This is a genomic window from Burkholderia sp. Bp9142 (genome assembly GCF_003853415.1).
In the GTDB taxonomy this organism is placed as follows: Bacteria; Pseudomonadota; Gammaproteobacteria; order Burkholderiales; family Burkholderiaceae; genus Burkholderia.
In genome coordinates, this window is sequence record NZ_QTPP01000021.1 from 100,396 (window position 1) to 114,117 (window position 13,722).

At 65.9% G+C, this 13,722-nt stretch carries 14 protein-coding genes; 2 read left to right on the forward strand and 12 right to left on the reverse strand.

The window, feature by feature from the left end:
- Window positions 1–10: 10 nt before the first annotated feature.
- The 4 genes from DIE22_RS22710 to DIE22_RS22725 form a co-directional block, all read right to left on the reverse strand.
- Window positions 11–760, reverse strand: a complete 750-nt coding sequence (locus tag DIE22_RS22710; protein ID WP_124606139.1) for an electron transfer flavoprotein subunit beta/FixA family protein — start codon at window positions 758–760, stop codon at window positions 11–13.
- A 229-nt stretch (window positions 761–989) separates the two neighbouring features.
- Entirely contained in the window at window positions 990–1,784 is a 795-nt protein-coding gene (locus tag DIE22_RS22715; RefSeq protein ID WP_124606140.1) for a MetQ/NlpA family ABC transporter substrate-binding protein, read from the reverse strand.
- A gap of 28 nt (window positions 1,785–1,812) precedes the next feature.
- Window positions 1,813–2,466 carry a methionine ABC transporter permease gene (locus DIE22_RS22720; RefSeq protein WP_044844825.1) on the reverse strand — a complete coding sequence of 218 codons (654 nt, stop codon included), beginning with the start codon at window positions 2,464–2,466 and terminating at the stop codon, window positions 1,813–1,815.
- Window positions 2,456–3,490, reverse strand: coding sequence for a methionine ABC transporter ATP-binding protein (locus tag DIE22_RS22725; protein ID WP_124606141.1), 1,035 nt, complete (start codon window positions 3,488–3,490; stop codon window positions 2,456–2,458). Before DIE22_RS22725 ends, DIE22_RS22720 begins: the two co-directional genes overlap by 11 nt.
- 215 nt (window positions 3,491–3,705) lie before the next feature.
- Between DIE22_RS22725 and DIE22_RS22730 the strand changes: the two genes are divergently transcribed.
- Entirely contained in the window at window positions 3,706–4,626 is a 921-nt protein-coding gene (locus tag DIE22_RS22730; protein WP_124606142.1) for an alpha/beta hydrolase, read from the forward strand.
- A 22-nt stretch (window positions 4,627–4,648) separates the two neighbouring features.
- Here DIE22_RS22730 and DIE22_RS22735 read toward each other — a convergent pair whose 3' ends face one another.
- Complete coding sequence (locus tag DIE22_RS22735) at window positions 4,649–5,572, reverse strand: histone deacetylase family protein (protein WP_124501937.1); 924 nt, start codon at window positions 5,570–5,572, stop codon at window positions 4,649–4,651.
- A gap of 43 nt (window positions 5,573–5,615) precedes the next feature.
- Here DIE22_RS22735 and mltB point away from each other — a divergent pair, with 43 nt between their 5' ends.
- On the forward strand, window positions 5,616–6,962 hold the full coding sequence (gene mltB, locus DIE22_RS22740; RefSeq protein ID WP_185640667.1) for a lytic murein transglycosylase B: 1,347 nt from the start codon (window positions 5,616–5,618) through the stop codon (window positions 6,960–6,962).
- A 76-nt stretch (window positions 6,963–7,038) separates the two neighbouring features.
- Here mltB and cysM read toward each other — a convergent pair whose 3' ends face one another.
- The 7 genes from cysM to DIE22_RS22775 form a co-directional block, all read right to left on the reverse strand.
- Complete coding sequence (cysM, locus tag DIE22_RS22745) at window positions 7,039–7,941, reverse strand: cysteine synthase CysM (protein WP_124606143.1); 903 nt, start codon at window positions 7,939–7,941, stop codon at window positions 7,039–7,041.
- A gap of 206 nt (window positions 7,942–8,147) precedes the next feature.
- Window positions 8,148–8,492, reverse strand: coding sequence for a helix-hairpin-helix domain-containing protein (locus tag DIE22_RS22750; RefSeq protein WP_124501935.1), 345 nt, complete (start codon window positions 8,490–8,492; stop codon window positions 8,148–8,150).
- Window positions 8,493–8,565: 73 nt separating this feature from the next.
- Complete coding sequence (rfaD, locus tag DIE22_RS22755) at window positions 8,566–9,558, reverse strand: ADP-glyceromanno-heptose 6-epimerase (protein WP_124501934.1); 993 nt, start codon at window positions 9,556–9,558, stop codon at window positions 8,566–8,568.
- A 64-nt stretch (window positions 9,559–9,622) separates the two neighbouring features.
- The gene (gene rfaE1, locus DIE22_RS22760; protein WP_124501933.1) at window positions 9,623–10,573 is read right to left on the reverse strand and encodes a D-glycero-beta-D-manno-heptose-7-phosphate kinase; all 951 of its coding nucleotides are present in this window, start codon (window positions 10,571–10,573) and stop codon (window positions 9,623–9,625) included.
- Window positions 10,574–10,580: 7 nt separating this feature from the next.
- Entirely contained in the window at window positions 10,581–11,981 is a 1,401-nt protein-coding gene (locus DIE22_RS22765) for a UDP-glucose/GDP-mannose dehydrogenase family protein (protein WP_124606144.1), read from the reverse strand.
- 90 nt (window positions 11,982–12,071) lie between these two features.
- A complete protein-coding gene (gene lapB / locus DIE22_RS22770; RefSeq protein ID WP_124606145.1) occupies window positions 12,072–13,244 on the reverse strand; it encodes a lipopolysaccharide assembly protein LapB in 1,173 nt (390 codons plus the stop codon).
- 53 nt (window positions 13,245–13,297) lie between these two features.
- Window positions 13,298–13,591, reverse strand: a complete 294-nt coding sequence (locus DIE22_RS22775) for a lipopolysaccharide assembly protein LapA domain-containing protein (protein ID WP_124606153.1) — start codon at window positions 13,589–13,591, stop codon at window positions 13,298–13,300.
- Window positions 13,592–13,722: the final 131 nt, after the last annotated feature.

A 13,722-nucleotide genomic window follows, 5' to 3' on the forward strand; every position in this document is an offset into this window, starting at 1 on the left:
CCGCTCCCTCTTACAGCACCTTGGCTTCGGTCTTCAGCTTCTCGACCAGCGTCTTCACGTCCGGCACCTTCACGCCGGCCGCGCGCTTCGGCGGCTCGGCCACCTTCAGCGTCTTCAGACGCGGCGCGACGTCCACGCCCAGATCCTCCGGCTTCACCGTTTCCAGCGGCTTCTTCTTCGCCTTCATGATGTTCGGCAGCGTCACGTAGCGCGGCTCGTTCAGGCGCAGGTCGGTCGTGACCACCGCCGGCAGCGTCAGCGACAGCGTTTCCGCGCCGCCGTCGACTTCACGCGCGACCGTGGCACGGCCATCGGCGATCGTCACCTTCGACGCGAACGTCGCTTGCGGCAGGCCTGCCAGCGCGGCCAGCATCTGGCCCGTCTGGTTCGAATCGTCGTCGATCGCCTGCTTGCCGAGGATCACCAGCTGCGGCTGCTCCTTGTCGACCAGCGCCTTGAGGATCTTCGCGACGGCCAGCGGCTCGACGCTGTCGTTCGACTCGACGAGGATCGCGCGATCCGCGCCGATCGCCAGCGCCGTGCGCAGCGTTTCCTGCGCTTGCGCCACACCGACCGACACCGCGATCACTTCGGTCGCCACGCCCGCTTCCTTCAGGCGCACCGCTTCTTCCACCGCGATTTCGTCGAACGGGTTCATCGACATCTTCACGTTCGCGATGTCGACGCCCGTGTTGTCCGACTTCACGCGGACCTTCACGTTGTAATCGACCACTCTTTTCACTGGCACCAGGATTTTCATGCACACGCTCCAAAGTTACGAATACGACCAGAGGCCATTCTATAGCGAGGCCTCATGACTGCGCGGCCAAGCGGACCAATCCATCGCGGCTATCGAGGATAGCGCTCCTCTTCGGCGCGCCGGCAATAGCGAACGGTCGTTCTATTTTAAAAGAGAAAAAACCCGGACGCAAAGCCCGGGTTTTCGATCATCGACTCTAATCGTCGCCGGGCGCGCCGTGTACATCGTGTTACCAGGCGGCGATGACCGCGCCGCCGAACTTCTGTTCGATGAACTGCTTCACTTCCGCGGAATGGTAGGCCGCGACCAGCTTCGCGACCCACGGCTTGCTCCGGTCGGCCTCGCGAATCGCGAGAATGTTCGCGTACGGGCCGTTCGGGCCCTCGATCGCGATCGCGTCCTGTTTCGGTTTCAACCCCGCTTCCATCGCATAGTTGGTATTGATCGCCGCCGCGTCGACGTCGCCGAGCGAGCGCGGAATCTGCGCCGCGTCGAGTTCGACGATCTTCAGCTTGCGCGGATTGTCGACGATGTCGAGCGGCGTCGCCTTCAGCCCGGCGTCCGCACGCAGCTTCAGCAGCCCCTGTTTCTGCAGCAACAGCAGTGCACGGCCGCCGTTGGTCGGATCGTTCGGCACCGCGATCCGCGCGCCGGGCTTCAGCTCGGCCAGCGACTTCACCCGCTTCGAATAGATGCCCATCGGGAACGTGACGGTGTCCGCGACCTTGATCAGCTTGTAGCCGCGATCCTTCACCTGCGCCTGCAGATACGGATCGTGCTGGTAGCTGTTCGCGTCGAGATCGCCCGACGCGAGCGCCGCGTTCGGCTGCACGTAATCGGAGAATTCGACGACGCGGATGTCGAGGCCGCTCTTGGCCGCGACCTTCTTCACCACGTCCATGATCTGCGCGTGCGGGCCGCCCGTCACGCCCACCTTGATGGTTTCGGCCTGCGCGTGCGCGCTCGCGAACAGCGCGGCCGCGCCGAGTGCGGCCGCGAACTTCAGCATGAAGCGTCGTTGCATCGTCTCCCCCAACGGATGAATGTCGTTTTTACTTGTGGCTCAGCCGGCGCACGAGCCAGTCGCCGAACGACTGCACGATCTGCACGAACACGATCAGGATCGCGACGACCGTCCACATCACTTCCGGCAGATAGCGCTGGTAGCCGTAGCGGATCCCGAGATCGCCGAGCCCGCCGCCGCCGATCGCACCGGCCATCGCCGAATAGCCGACGAGCGACACGAACGTGATCGTCAGGCCCGCGACGATGCCCGGCAGCGATTCGGGCAGCAGCACCTTGAACACGATCTGCGACGTCGTCGCGCCCATCGACTGCGCGGCCTCGATCAGCCCGCGGTCGACCTCGCGCAGCGCGGTCTCGACCAGCCGCGCGACGAACGGTGCGGCCGCGAGCGTCAGCGGCACGACCGCGGCGGCGGTGCCGATCGACGACCCCGTGACGAGCCGCGTGAACGGAATGACCGCGACCAGCAGGATGATGAACGGCGTCGAGCGCACCGCGTTCACGATGCCGCCGAGCACGCGATTCACGCCGAGGTTCTGCAGCACGCCCTGGCGGTCGGTCAGGTACAGCAGCACGCCGAGCGGCAGCCCGACGAGCGCGCCGACCGCTCCCGAGATGCCGACCATGATCAGCGTCTCCCAGAACGACTGCACGAACATATCGAACATCTCACTCAACATACGAAAGCTCCTCTACCACCACACCTTGCTCGCGCAGGAACGCGAGCGCCTGCCCGACCTTGCCCGGCTCGCCGCCCGCGAGCACCGCGAGCGACCCGAACGCCTGCCCCTGGATCTCGTCGATCTGGCCGTGCAGGATGTTGAAATCGAGTTCGTACCGGCGGATCGTCTCCGACAGGATCGGCTGGTCGACACCCGAGCCGGTGAATGCGAGCCGCAGCAAATGCCCGCTGCCCGTCTTCAGCCGCTCGGCCACGCGCGCCTTCAGCGCCGGCGGCAGTTCCTGCGCGATCACGTCGCCGATCAGCGCGCGCGTCACTTCGTGATGCGGCTGCAGGAACACGTCGATCACGCGGCCTTCTTCGACCACGCGGCCCGCGTCGAGCACCGCCACGCGATCGCACACCTGCTTGATCACTTCCATCTGGTGCGTGATCAGCACGATCGTCAGGCCCAGTTCGCGGTTGATGCGCTTCAGCAGGTCGAGGATCGCGCGCGTGGTCTCGGGGTCGAGCGCCGATGTCGCTTCGTCCGACAGCAGCACCTTCGGCTTGCTCGCGAGCGCGCGGGCGATGCCGACGCGCTGCTTCTGGCCGCCGCTGATCTGCGCCGGATAGCGATCCTTCTGCGCGGACAGCCCGACGAGGTCGAGCAGCGGCAGCACGGCCGCCTCGATTTCGGCATGGCTCGCGCCGGCCAGCTCGAGCGGCAGCGCGACGTTGTCGAACACCGTTCGCGACGACAGCAGGTTGAAGTGCTGGAAGATCATGCCGATTTCGCGGCGCGCTTCGCGCAGCGCGCCGGACGACAGCAGCGTGAGATCGCGCCCGCCGACAACGACGTTGCCTTCGGTCGGCCGCGTGAGCAGGTTGATGGTGCGCACGAGCGTGCTCTTGCCGGCGCCGCTTCGGCCGATGATGCCGAACACCTCGCCCTGCGGGATCGTCAGATTGACGTTGTGCAATGCGTCGACCCAGCCGGTCGGCCCGGGGAAACGCTGCGACAGATTGCGTAATTCGATCATGTAAACAAAACGGCGGCCGGCAGGCGAGGCCCGCCAGTCGGCCGCCGATGCATCTGGAATAGCCGGCGATTTTACCGCAAACGCCTCATTCCACTTAATAATCGATTTCGATCTTTTCATAACCAGAGGAAATTAGAGGGGCGCCGCTGGCGCGCCGCGGGCGTGTCGCGACTATGATCCGGAACACCTACGCCAACGAACAGGGGACACGCCAGATGACCGCCACCACCACGCCGGCCGCCGCGCCTGCCACCGCCGCACCGGAGCCGGCGTCGCTGCCCGCCCCGCGGATGGGCCGGCTGCGTACCGCGGACGGGCTCGAGCTGGCGTCGTACCGCTGGCCGGCCGGCGACGGCACGGTGCCGCCGCGCGCCACGATCACGCTCGTGCACGGCCTCGCCGAGCATGCGGGCCGCTACGCGGCGCTCGCGGCCCGACTGAACGCGGCCGGCATCGACGTGCTGGCGATCGACCTGCGCGGGCACGGCCAGTCGCCCGGCAAACGCGCGTGGGTCGAGCGTTTCGACGGCTATCTGAACGATGTGGATGCGCTCGTCGCCGAAGCCGCCCGCGGCGCTACCCCGCTCTTCCTGATGGGGCACAGCATGGGCGGCGCGGTCGCGGCGCTGTATGCGATCGAACGCGTGCCGGCCCGCGGCCATGCGCTGGCAGGCCTCGTGCTGTCGAGTCCGGCGCTCGCGCCGGGACGCGACGTGCCGCGCTGGATGCTCGCGATGAGCCGCTTCATCAGCCGCGTATGGCCGACCTTTCCTGCAATCAGGATCGATGCCGCGCTGCTGTCGCGCGATCCGGCCGTCGTCGCGGCCAACCGCGCCGATCCGCTTGTGCACCACGGCGCGGTGCCGGCACGCACCGGTGCCGAAATCCTCGACGCGATGGCGCGAATCGAGCGCGGGCGCGGCGCGCTGCGCGTGCCGGTGCTCGTCTATCACGGCACCGAGGACAAGCTGACCGAGCCCGACGGAAGCCGCGCATTCGGCGCCCGCGTCGGCTCACCCGATCGTACGCTGACGCTATACGAAGGCGGCTTTCACGAAACGATGAACGATCTCGAGCGCGACCGTGTGATCGATGCGTTGATCGCGTGGATTCGCGCGCGCGTGCCGGCGCGCTGAAGCCGCGCCGCGCCGCTGCCGGTCAGATGCCGGCCAGCACGCGCAAGTGCGCGACGACGCTGCGGCCGAGCGCAGACAGGTTGTAGCCGCCCTCGAGACAGCTGACGATGCGGCCCTGCGCATGCCGGCGCGCGACGTCGACGACCTGCGCGGTCAGCCATTCGAAATCGGCCTCGACGAGACCGAGGTTGCCGATGTCGTCCTCGCGATGCGCGTCGAAACCGGCCGACACGAACAGCATTTGCGGCTTGAACGCGTCGAGACGCGGCAGCCAGAACATGTCGACCGCCTCGCGGATCGCCATCCCGTTGCTGCGCGCAGGCATCGGCAGGTTGACCATGTTCGGCGCCTGGTGATCGACGCCCGAGAACGGATACAGCGGATGCTGGAAGAAGCTGCACATCAGCACGCGCTCGTCGTTCGCGAACGCGGCTTCGGTGCCGTTGCCGTGGTGCACGTCGAAATCGATGATCGCGACGCGCTCGATACCGTGGACGTCGAGCGCATGCCGCGCGGCGATCGCCACGTTGTTGAAGAAGCAAAAGCCCATCGCACGCGCGGGTTCCGCGTGATGGCCGGGCGGCCGAATACTGCAGAACGCATTCGCGTAACGGCCCTCGATCACCGCATCGGTCGCCGCGATCGCGGCGCCGGCCGCACGCAGCGCAGCGCGCCACGTGTCGCGGTTCATCAGCGTGTCGGGATCGATCTCGACGTAGCCGTCGACGGGCATCATGCTGCGGATGTAGTCGATATGGGCCTGCGTATGCACGCGGCCCAGCGCCACCTCGCTCGCGAACGGAGCGGTTTCGTGCACGATCAGGTCGTCGATGCGGCTCGCGATCAGCTGATCCTGGATCGCCGACAGTCGGGCCGGGCATTCCGGATGCCATTCCCCCATCTCGTGCAGCATGCAGTCGGGGTGCGTATAGAAGGCGGTTGCCATAAGCTGTCATCCACGACGCAGGGTGCGCCGCAGGTCTCCATCAATGATGTCCATCGTCTGCCGCGAATTCGCCGCTAACTTACCACATCGGTGCGCTGCCTCGCCCCGGCACGCAGGATGCGTCGGGTATACTGCGCCGAACCCCATCGCCCTGTCCGCCCGCTTCGACATGAATTCCAGCAAGCCTGCCGCCCTTCTCTCCGCACTGTTCCGCGTTCGCGTTCCGCTCGTTGCCGCTGCCGTCGCCGCTACGCTGGCCGCCGCGCCCGTCGTCGCGCAGACGCAGCCTGCGAAGTCGTCCGGCACGCTCGTCGCGCAGGCGCAACCGCAGCAGCCGGCGCCGCAAGGTCAGACCTTCGAAGAGGAAATCGTTCCCCAGCGTTACGCGAACAACGCGAAGGTCGATGCGTTCATCGACGAGATGGTGAGCCGCAACGGCTTCGATTCCGCGAGCCTGCATGCGCTGTTCTCGCGCACCAGCTACTCGGCCACCGCCGTCAAGCTCGTGAAGCCGGCGCCGACGCCGTCGGTGAAGAACTGGCGCGTCTATCGTTCGCGCTTCATCGAACCGATCCGCATCAACGCGGGCGTGAAATTCTGGAAGGCGAACCAGGCGACGCTGCAGCGCGCATCCGAGGAATTCGGCGTGCCGCCCGAGGTGATCGTCGGCATCATCGGTGTCGAAACGATCTATGGCCGCTACATGGGCAACTTCCGCGTGCTCGATACGCTGACGACGCTCACGTTCGACTATCCGGACACGCCGAATCGCGACAGCCGCCAGGCAACGTTCCGCAAGAATCTCGAGGACTTCCTGGTCTGGACCCGCGACAACCAGCTCGACCCGACCACCGTGCTCGGCTCGTACACGGGCGCGATCGGCATCCCGCAGTTCCTGCCGAGCAGCATCCGCGAGTATGCGGTCGACTACGACGGCGGCCATGTCGATCTGCGCAGCAGTCCTGCCGATGCGATCGGCAGCGTCGCGAACTACCTGAAGCAGCACGGCTGGGAAACCGATCGCCCGGTGGTCTGGCGCATCACGCCCGACACGGGCAGCCTCGGCATCGCACAGGCAGCAGCGGACGGTCAGCCCGAACCGCACTGGGCGCTGTCGCAACTGCTGCGCGCCGGCATGACGCTCAACGAGCCGATGGTCAACATCACCACCGAAGCCGGCACGCCGGTCACCGTGGTCGACCTGCCGTCGCCGGGGCGCGCGACCGAATACCTGCTCGGCCTGAAGAATTTCTACGTGCTGACGCGCTACAACCGCAGCTTCTTCTATGCACTCACTGTGTACCAGCTCGGCGAAGCCGTGAAAGCGCAGATGGAAGCGAGCGGCGCGCTGCCACTGCCTGCGGCGGATACGGAGGCGCCGGCGCAGTAAGCACGGTACGCACAAGGAAAAAGCGCCGCTTGCGCGGCGCCTTTGTATCGCGTGCTTCTGCGGATGTCGATCGGGCTCAGGCGGGAAACACGCCAGTCGACAGGTAGCGGTCACCGCGGTCGCAGACGATGAACACGATCGTCGCGTTCTCGACCTGGCGTGCGATGCGCATGGCGACGTCGCATGCGCCGCCCGACGAGATGCCGGCAAAGATGCCCTCGGCGGCCGCGAGCCTGCGCGCCATCGTTTCCGCCGCGGCCTGGCTCACGTTCTCGACACGATCGATGCGGCTGCGATCGAAGATTGTCGGCATATACGCTTCCGGCCACTTGCGAATGCCCGGAATGCGCGACCCGTCTTCCGGCTGCGCGCCGATGATCTCGATCGCCGGATTCTGTTCCTTCAGATAGCGCGACGTACCCATGATCGTGCCCGTCGTGCCCATCGCCGACACGAAGTGCGTGACGCGCCCTTCGGTATCGCGCCAGATCTCCGGGCCGGTTCCTTCGTAGTGCGAGACGGGATTGTCGGGGTTGCCGAACTGATCGAGGATCACGCCCTTGCCTTCGCGCTGCATCTGCTCCGCGAGGTCGCGCGCCAGTTCCATCCCGCCCTTTACCGGCGTCAGGATGATTTCGGCGCCATAAGCGGCCATGCTCTGACGACGCTCGACCGACAGGTCCTCCGGCATGATCAGCACCATCTTGTAGCCACGGATCGCCGCGGCCATCGCGAGCGCGATGCCCGTGTTGCCGCTCGTCGCCTCGATCAGCGTATCGCCCGGCTTGATGCGACCGCGCACCTCGGCCTTGCTGATCATCGACAGTGCCGGGCGATCCTTCACGGAACCGGCCGGATTGTTGCCTTCCAGCTTCGCGAGCACCACGTTGTTGCGTGCGCGAATCTCGTCGTCCGGCAGGCGGACCAGTTGCACGAGCGGCGTGTTGCCGATCGTGTCTTCGATAGTTTTGTAAGCCATGGAGATATCGTGAGTGCGAGGCCGATCAATCAATTGATTGTAAACCAGCACGGGGACTCGCGCCGGCAACCCCATCGCGACGATGGAATAGGCGTGCGTCACGATTCACGATTGTGCACATACAGCATGCACGCAAAAAACCCGCGGCATGCCGCGGGAAGCCGTCGCAACGACGGCGACTGAAGGAGCCTTTTGTCTCGTGTGCGTTACTTCTGCGCGGTGCGCGCAGGCGCCGCGGCAGGTTTCGCCGCAGCGGGCTTGCCCGCGGCCGGTGCCGTCGCACCCGAGCCTGCCGCGCCGATCGTCAACCCCTCCTGCTGAAGGCGCTCGACCGTGTGGCCGCCCATGCCTTTCACGCGCGATGCGAGATCTTCTGCATTCCTGAACGGACCGCGTGCGCCGCGCTCGTCGAGAATCGCCTTTGCCCGCGCGGGACCGATGCCCTTGATGCCGACGAGTGCATCCTCGTTCGCGGTGTTGACATCGACGGCCGCCCAGGCCGACGCGATCGCGCCGAACATCGCGGCGGCGGCAAACCATTTCCTGATCATGTGCTGGATCTCCGATGAAAACGGTCGGCGGCTGCCGACCGTGAGACCCAGTCTAGCGATGCAACGCGTGCGTTTAAACCTGGCCGGACAGCCAACGCACGTAGCGGTCGACACCTTCCTGCACCGTAAGGAACGGCGCATCGTAGCCGGCAGCACGCAGTTTCGTCTGGTCGGCCTGCGTGAAGCACTGGTACTTGCCGCGCAGCGCGTCGGGGAACGGCACGTATTCGATCAGCCCTTGCTCGACCTGCTGCGCGAGCGTCAGCGGCGGCAGGTTGTCGAGCGCGCGCAGCGTGTTCACGACCGTCGATGCGATGTCGTTGAACGGTTGTGCACGGCCGGTGCCGAGGTTGAAGATGCCCGACTTCTCGGGATGATCGAAGAAGAACAGGTTCACCTTCGCGACGTCCTCGACCGACACGAAGTCGCGCGTCTGCTCGCCCGGCGCATAGCCGTTGTACTCGCCGAACAGCTTGACCTTGCCTTCCGCGCGGAACTGGTTGAAGTTGTGGAACGCGACCGATGCCATGCGGCCCTTGTGCGTCTCGCGCGGACCGTACACGTTGAAGTAGCGGAACCCGGCGATCTGGCTCTTCGCGCTCGGCAGCACACGGCGGATCACCTGGTCGAACAGGAACTTCGAATAACCGTAGACGTTCAGCGGCGCCTCGACCTCGCGCTCCTCGACGAAACGCGTCGAGCCGCCGTAGATCGCGGCCGACGACGCATACAGGAACTGCGCGCCCTGCGCGAGGCACGCATCGAGCACCGCGCGGCTGTAGCGGAAGTTGTTGTCCATCATGTAGCGGCCGTCGGTTTCCATCGTGTCCGAACAGGCGCCTTCGTGGAACACCGCGCGTACCTTGCCGAAATCGCCGCGCGTGAAGCGCTCGACGAATTCCGTCTTGTCGAGATAGTCGTCGATCTCGCAATCGACGAGGTTGCGGAACTTGTCCGCGCGCGTCAGATTGTCGACCGCGATGATGCGCGACTCGCCGCGCTCGTTGAGCGCCTTGACGATGTTCGCGCCGATAAAACCGGCCGCGCCGGTGACGATGATGGTCATGGTCGTTCTGCCTGAAAAATTACAAGACATCCGTGCGACGCGCTCGGCGCGCCGCCGGGTGCGCTCAGTGAAACAGTTCGTCGTAGTCTACCGTGGCCGTACCGAGCTTGCCGACCACGATGCCCGCCGCACGGTTCGCGAGCACGACGGCATCGACGAGCGGCACGCCTGCACCGAGCATCGTCGCGACCGTCGCGATCACGGTATCGCCCGCGCCGGACACGTCAAACACCTCGCGCGCGAGCGCCGGTGCGTGCAGTTCGCCCGCTTCGGAAAACAGCGTCATCCCCTCTTCCGAACGCGTGAGCAGCAGCGCATCGAGATCGAGATCCGCGCGCAGCTTGGCGACACGCGCGCGAAGGTCGTCTTCCGATTTCCACTGACCGACGACTTCGCGCAACTCGGCGCGGTTCGGCGTGATCAGGGATGCGCCGCGATAGCGCGCCCAGTCGTCGCCCTTCGGGTCGACGAGCACCGGCCTGCCGGCCGCGCGCGCCTTTTCGATCATCGTCGTCACGTGCGTCAGACCGCCTTTCGCGTAATCCGACATCAGCACGACGTCGTGCTGCGGCAGCAGCGCATCGAAACGCGCGAGCCCGGCGAGCAGCACCTCGTGCGTCGGCACCGCCTCGAAGTCGACGCGCAGCAGCTGCTGCTGGCGCGCGAGCACGCGCAGCTTGATGGTCGTCGGCAGGGAAGCATCGCGCTCGAGATGAGGCGTCACGCCGCTGCTGTCGAGCAACTCGACGATCCGCTCGCCCGGTTCGTCACAGCCGACCACGCACAGCAGCCCGGCCTGACCGCCAAGCGTCACGGCGTTGCGTGCGACGTTGGCCGCGCCGCCGAGGCGCTCTTCCTGACGCTGCACGTGCACGACGGGAACCGGCGCTTCCGGCGAAATGCGGTCGACGTTGCCGAACCAGTAGCGGTCGAGCATCACGTCACCGACAACGAGCACGCGCGAACGCGCAAGCTGCGCGCGCGGGACCGGCACCACTTCGCGAAGGGTAGTCATCGTGCGTTCATCCACGGGAGAGGGACTGGGGATCGACATGCGGACGCCCGATCGCGTGGTAGTCGATGCCGAGTTCGGCCATCGCGTCCGGCTCGTACAGGTTGCGCCCGTCGAAGATCACCGGCGCCTTCAGTTCGGCCTTCAGGCGCGTGAAATCCGGGCTCCTGAATTCCTTCCATTCGGTGACGATCACGAGCGCGTCCGCAGCCGTCACGGCCGCGTCCTGCGTCTCGACGAAGTGCAGGCGCGCAAGCGCGTCGGACCCTTCGCCGAGATCGAGCGCGAACACGCGGCGCGCCTCGTCGATCGCGACCGGATCGTACGCGCGCACGGTCGCGCCGCGCCCGAGCAGCGCGGCGATCAGCCGACGGCTCGGCGCCTCGCGCATGTCGTCCGTATTCGGCTTGAACGCGAGGCCCCAGACCGCAAATTCACGGCCGGTCAGGTCCGCGCCGAAGCGCTGTTCGATCTTGCCGATCAGCACGTCCTTCTGCGCGGAATTGGCCGCTTCGACGGCCTCCAGGATACGCAGCGGCTGGCCGTTTTCGGCCGCGGTGCGGATCAGCGCCTGCACGTCCTTCGGGAAGCACGAGCCGCCGTAGCCGACGCCCGCGTACAGGAAGTGATAGCCGATGCGCGGATCGGAACCGATCCCGCGGCGCACGGCTTCGATGTCGGCACCGACCTTGTCGGCGAGATTCGACATCTCGTTCATGAACGAGATACGCGTCGCGAGCATCGCATTCGCCGCATACTTCGCGAATTCCGCCGAACGCACGTCCATGTAGATCGTGCGCTCGTGATTGCGGTTGAACGGCGCGTAGAGTTTCTTCATCTTCTCGCGCGCCACCGTGCCCGCCTCGTCGTCGTCGACGCCGATGATGATCCGGTCCGGGCGCATGAAGTCCTCGACTGCCGCCCCTTCCTTCAGGAATTCCGGATTCGACACGACCGAGAAGCGATGTGCGACGCTGCCCGCGAGCCCGCGGGCGCCGAGCGCCTCGTCGACCACGGCGCGCACGCGCTGCGCGGTGCCGACCGGCACCGTCGACTTGTCGACGATCACCTTGAACCCCGTCATGTGACGGCCGATGTTGCGCGCGCCCTCGAGCACGTATTGCAGATCGGCCGAGCCGTCCTCGTCGGGCGGCGTGCCGACCGCGATGAACTGGATCTCGCCGTGCGCGACGCTCGCCTCGATGTCGGTCGAGAAGCGCAGGCGTCCTGCCGCGCGATTGCGTGCAATGATGTCAAGCAGGCCCGGTTCGTGAATCGGCATCCCGCCGTTGTTCAGGATCTCGATCTTGCGCGGATCGACATCCAGGCAGAAGACGTCGTGGCCGATCTCGGCGAGACAGGAACCCGTGACTAGACCGACATAGCCGGTGCCGATGATGGTGATTTTCATAGATGTTCCGGTACGTCCCGGTAATTGACTAACTTGGCCGCCGGGCCGGACCCGGCGGCAACCGCAGCGCGTCGGCGCCGCATGCCGGAATCAGCCCGGCATCGCAGGTTCGACGCGGCGCGGCGCATAGGTTTCCCAGCCGCTGCATCCGGGGCACTGCCAGTAGAAGAGCCGTGCCCGGAAACCGCAATTCTGGCACGTATAGCGTGGCAGATTTTTGGTGCGCTGCTTGATCAGCGTGCGCATCATTTCAAGTTCCTTACGGCGCGGCTCGTCGGCAGCCGCGATCTGCGCGTCGAGCAGGTGGAGCATGCCGGACAGGTTCGGCGACTTCTCCATCTGCGTGCGTGCGAGCGTATGCGCCGCTTCCTGGCCGCTCAGCCCGGCGATGTGCTGATACGCGATGTCGAGCAGGTCGTTCGACGGATAACGCTCGACATAGCCCATCAGCAACTCGGCGCCGTCGACCGACTTGCCGAGCGCGGCATGGGCCTTCATCAGCTTGTCGGCGACGAGCGGCAGATAAGCCGGATTCTGCCCTTCAACGCGCTGCCAGTGCTCGATCGCGGCCGCGTGATCGCCCGCCGCCTCCGCGGCATCGCCGGACAGGATCGTCGCGCGGACGTTCTGCGGGTTCGCGGCAAGCGCGAGCTTCAGCTGTTCGGCCGCTGCCGGGGCGTTCTTGCGTTGCAGCGCGTCCTGCGCGAGTTCGCAGTGGAACTGCGCGATTTCGGTGCCGAGCGGCTTGTCGCTCATCGACTCGATGCGCTTCGCGGTATCGATCGACTTGTTCCAGTCCCTCTCGATCTCGTAGATCGTCAGCAGCGCCCGCTGCGCACCCAGCGCGTAGTCGCCGTCGGCGAGCCGGTGGAAGGCCTCTTCGGCACGATCGAGCAGGCCGGCTTTCAGAAAATCCTGGCCGAGTTCGTACAGCGCGTGGTCGCGCTCGTTCACCGGCAGGTCCGTGCGGCTCAGCAGATTCTGGTGCACGCGGATCGCACGGTCCGTTTCACCGCGGCGACGAAACAGGTTGCCGAGCGCGAAGTGCAGCTCGACCGTCTCGGGGTCGAGCTTCGCGACCTCGATGAACGCGTCGATCGCCTTGTCCGGTTGTTCGTTCAACAGAAAGTTCAGGCCGCGGAAATACGATCGCGGCAAGTTGGCGCTCTCCGACAGGAGGTTCTTCAGGTCATAGCGTGACGCCGCCCAGCCGAGCGCGAACGCCACCGGAATTGCGAGCAACCACCAGAAATCCAGATCCATGCGAAATATCGAAGCAGAGACGAAAACCGCGCGAGGATCGCGCGGAATCCGTATTAAATGACGGGCGGCATCGGCGGCTGATCGACGACGGCCGGGGTTTCGCGCGCCGCGCGCAGGTCGCGCTTCAGGCGCCCGTTCTCGAGGCGCAGACGGAGGATCGCCGGCAGCGCGGACAGCAGGCCGGCAAGCAGCCCCACGACGAAGAACGCGAGGCCGATCAGGATCAGCGGCGCTTGCCATGCGTAGCCGGCAAGGAAATTCAGCGTCGCGGTTTGCGTATTGGCCAGTGCGAGCACCAGCAGCAGCACGAACACCAATACCCGGATCAGCCAGACGATAAACTTCATGTAGCCCTCTCTTTGTTGAGGTTTGCCGTTGGCGCGCGACTCCCCTTCGCGGCGCCGAATCGACCCGTATTGTAAAGGAAGCGATTCCGCGTCACTGCACATCCTGCGGATGCGCGTTGCCACGCGGCCGC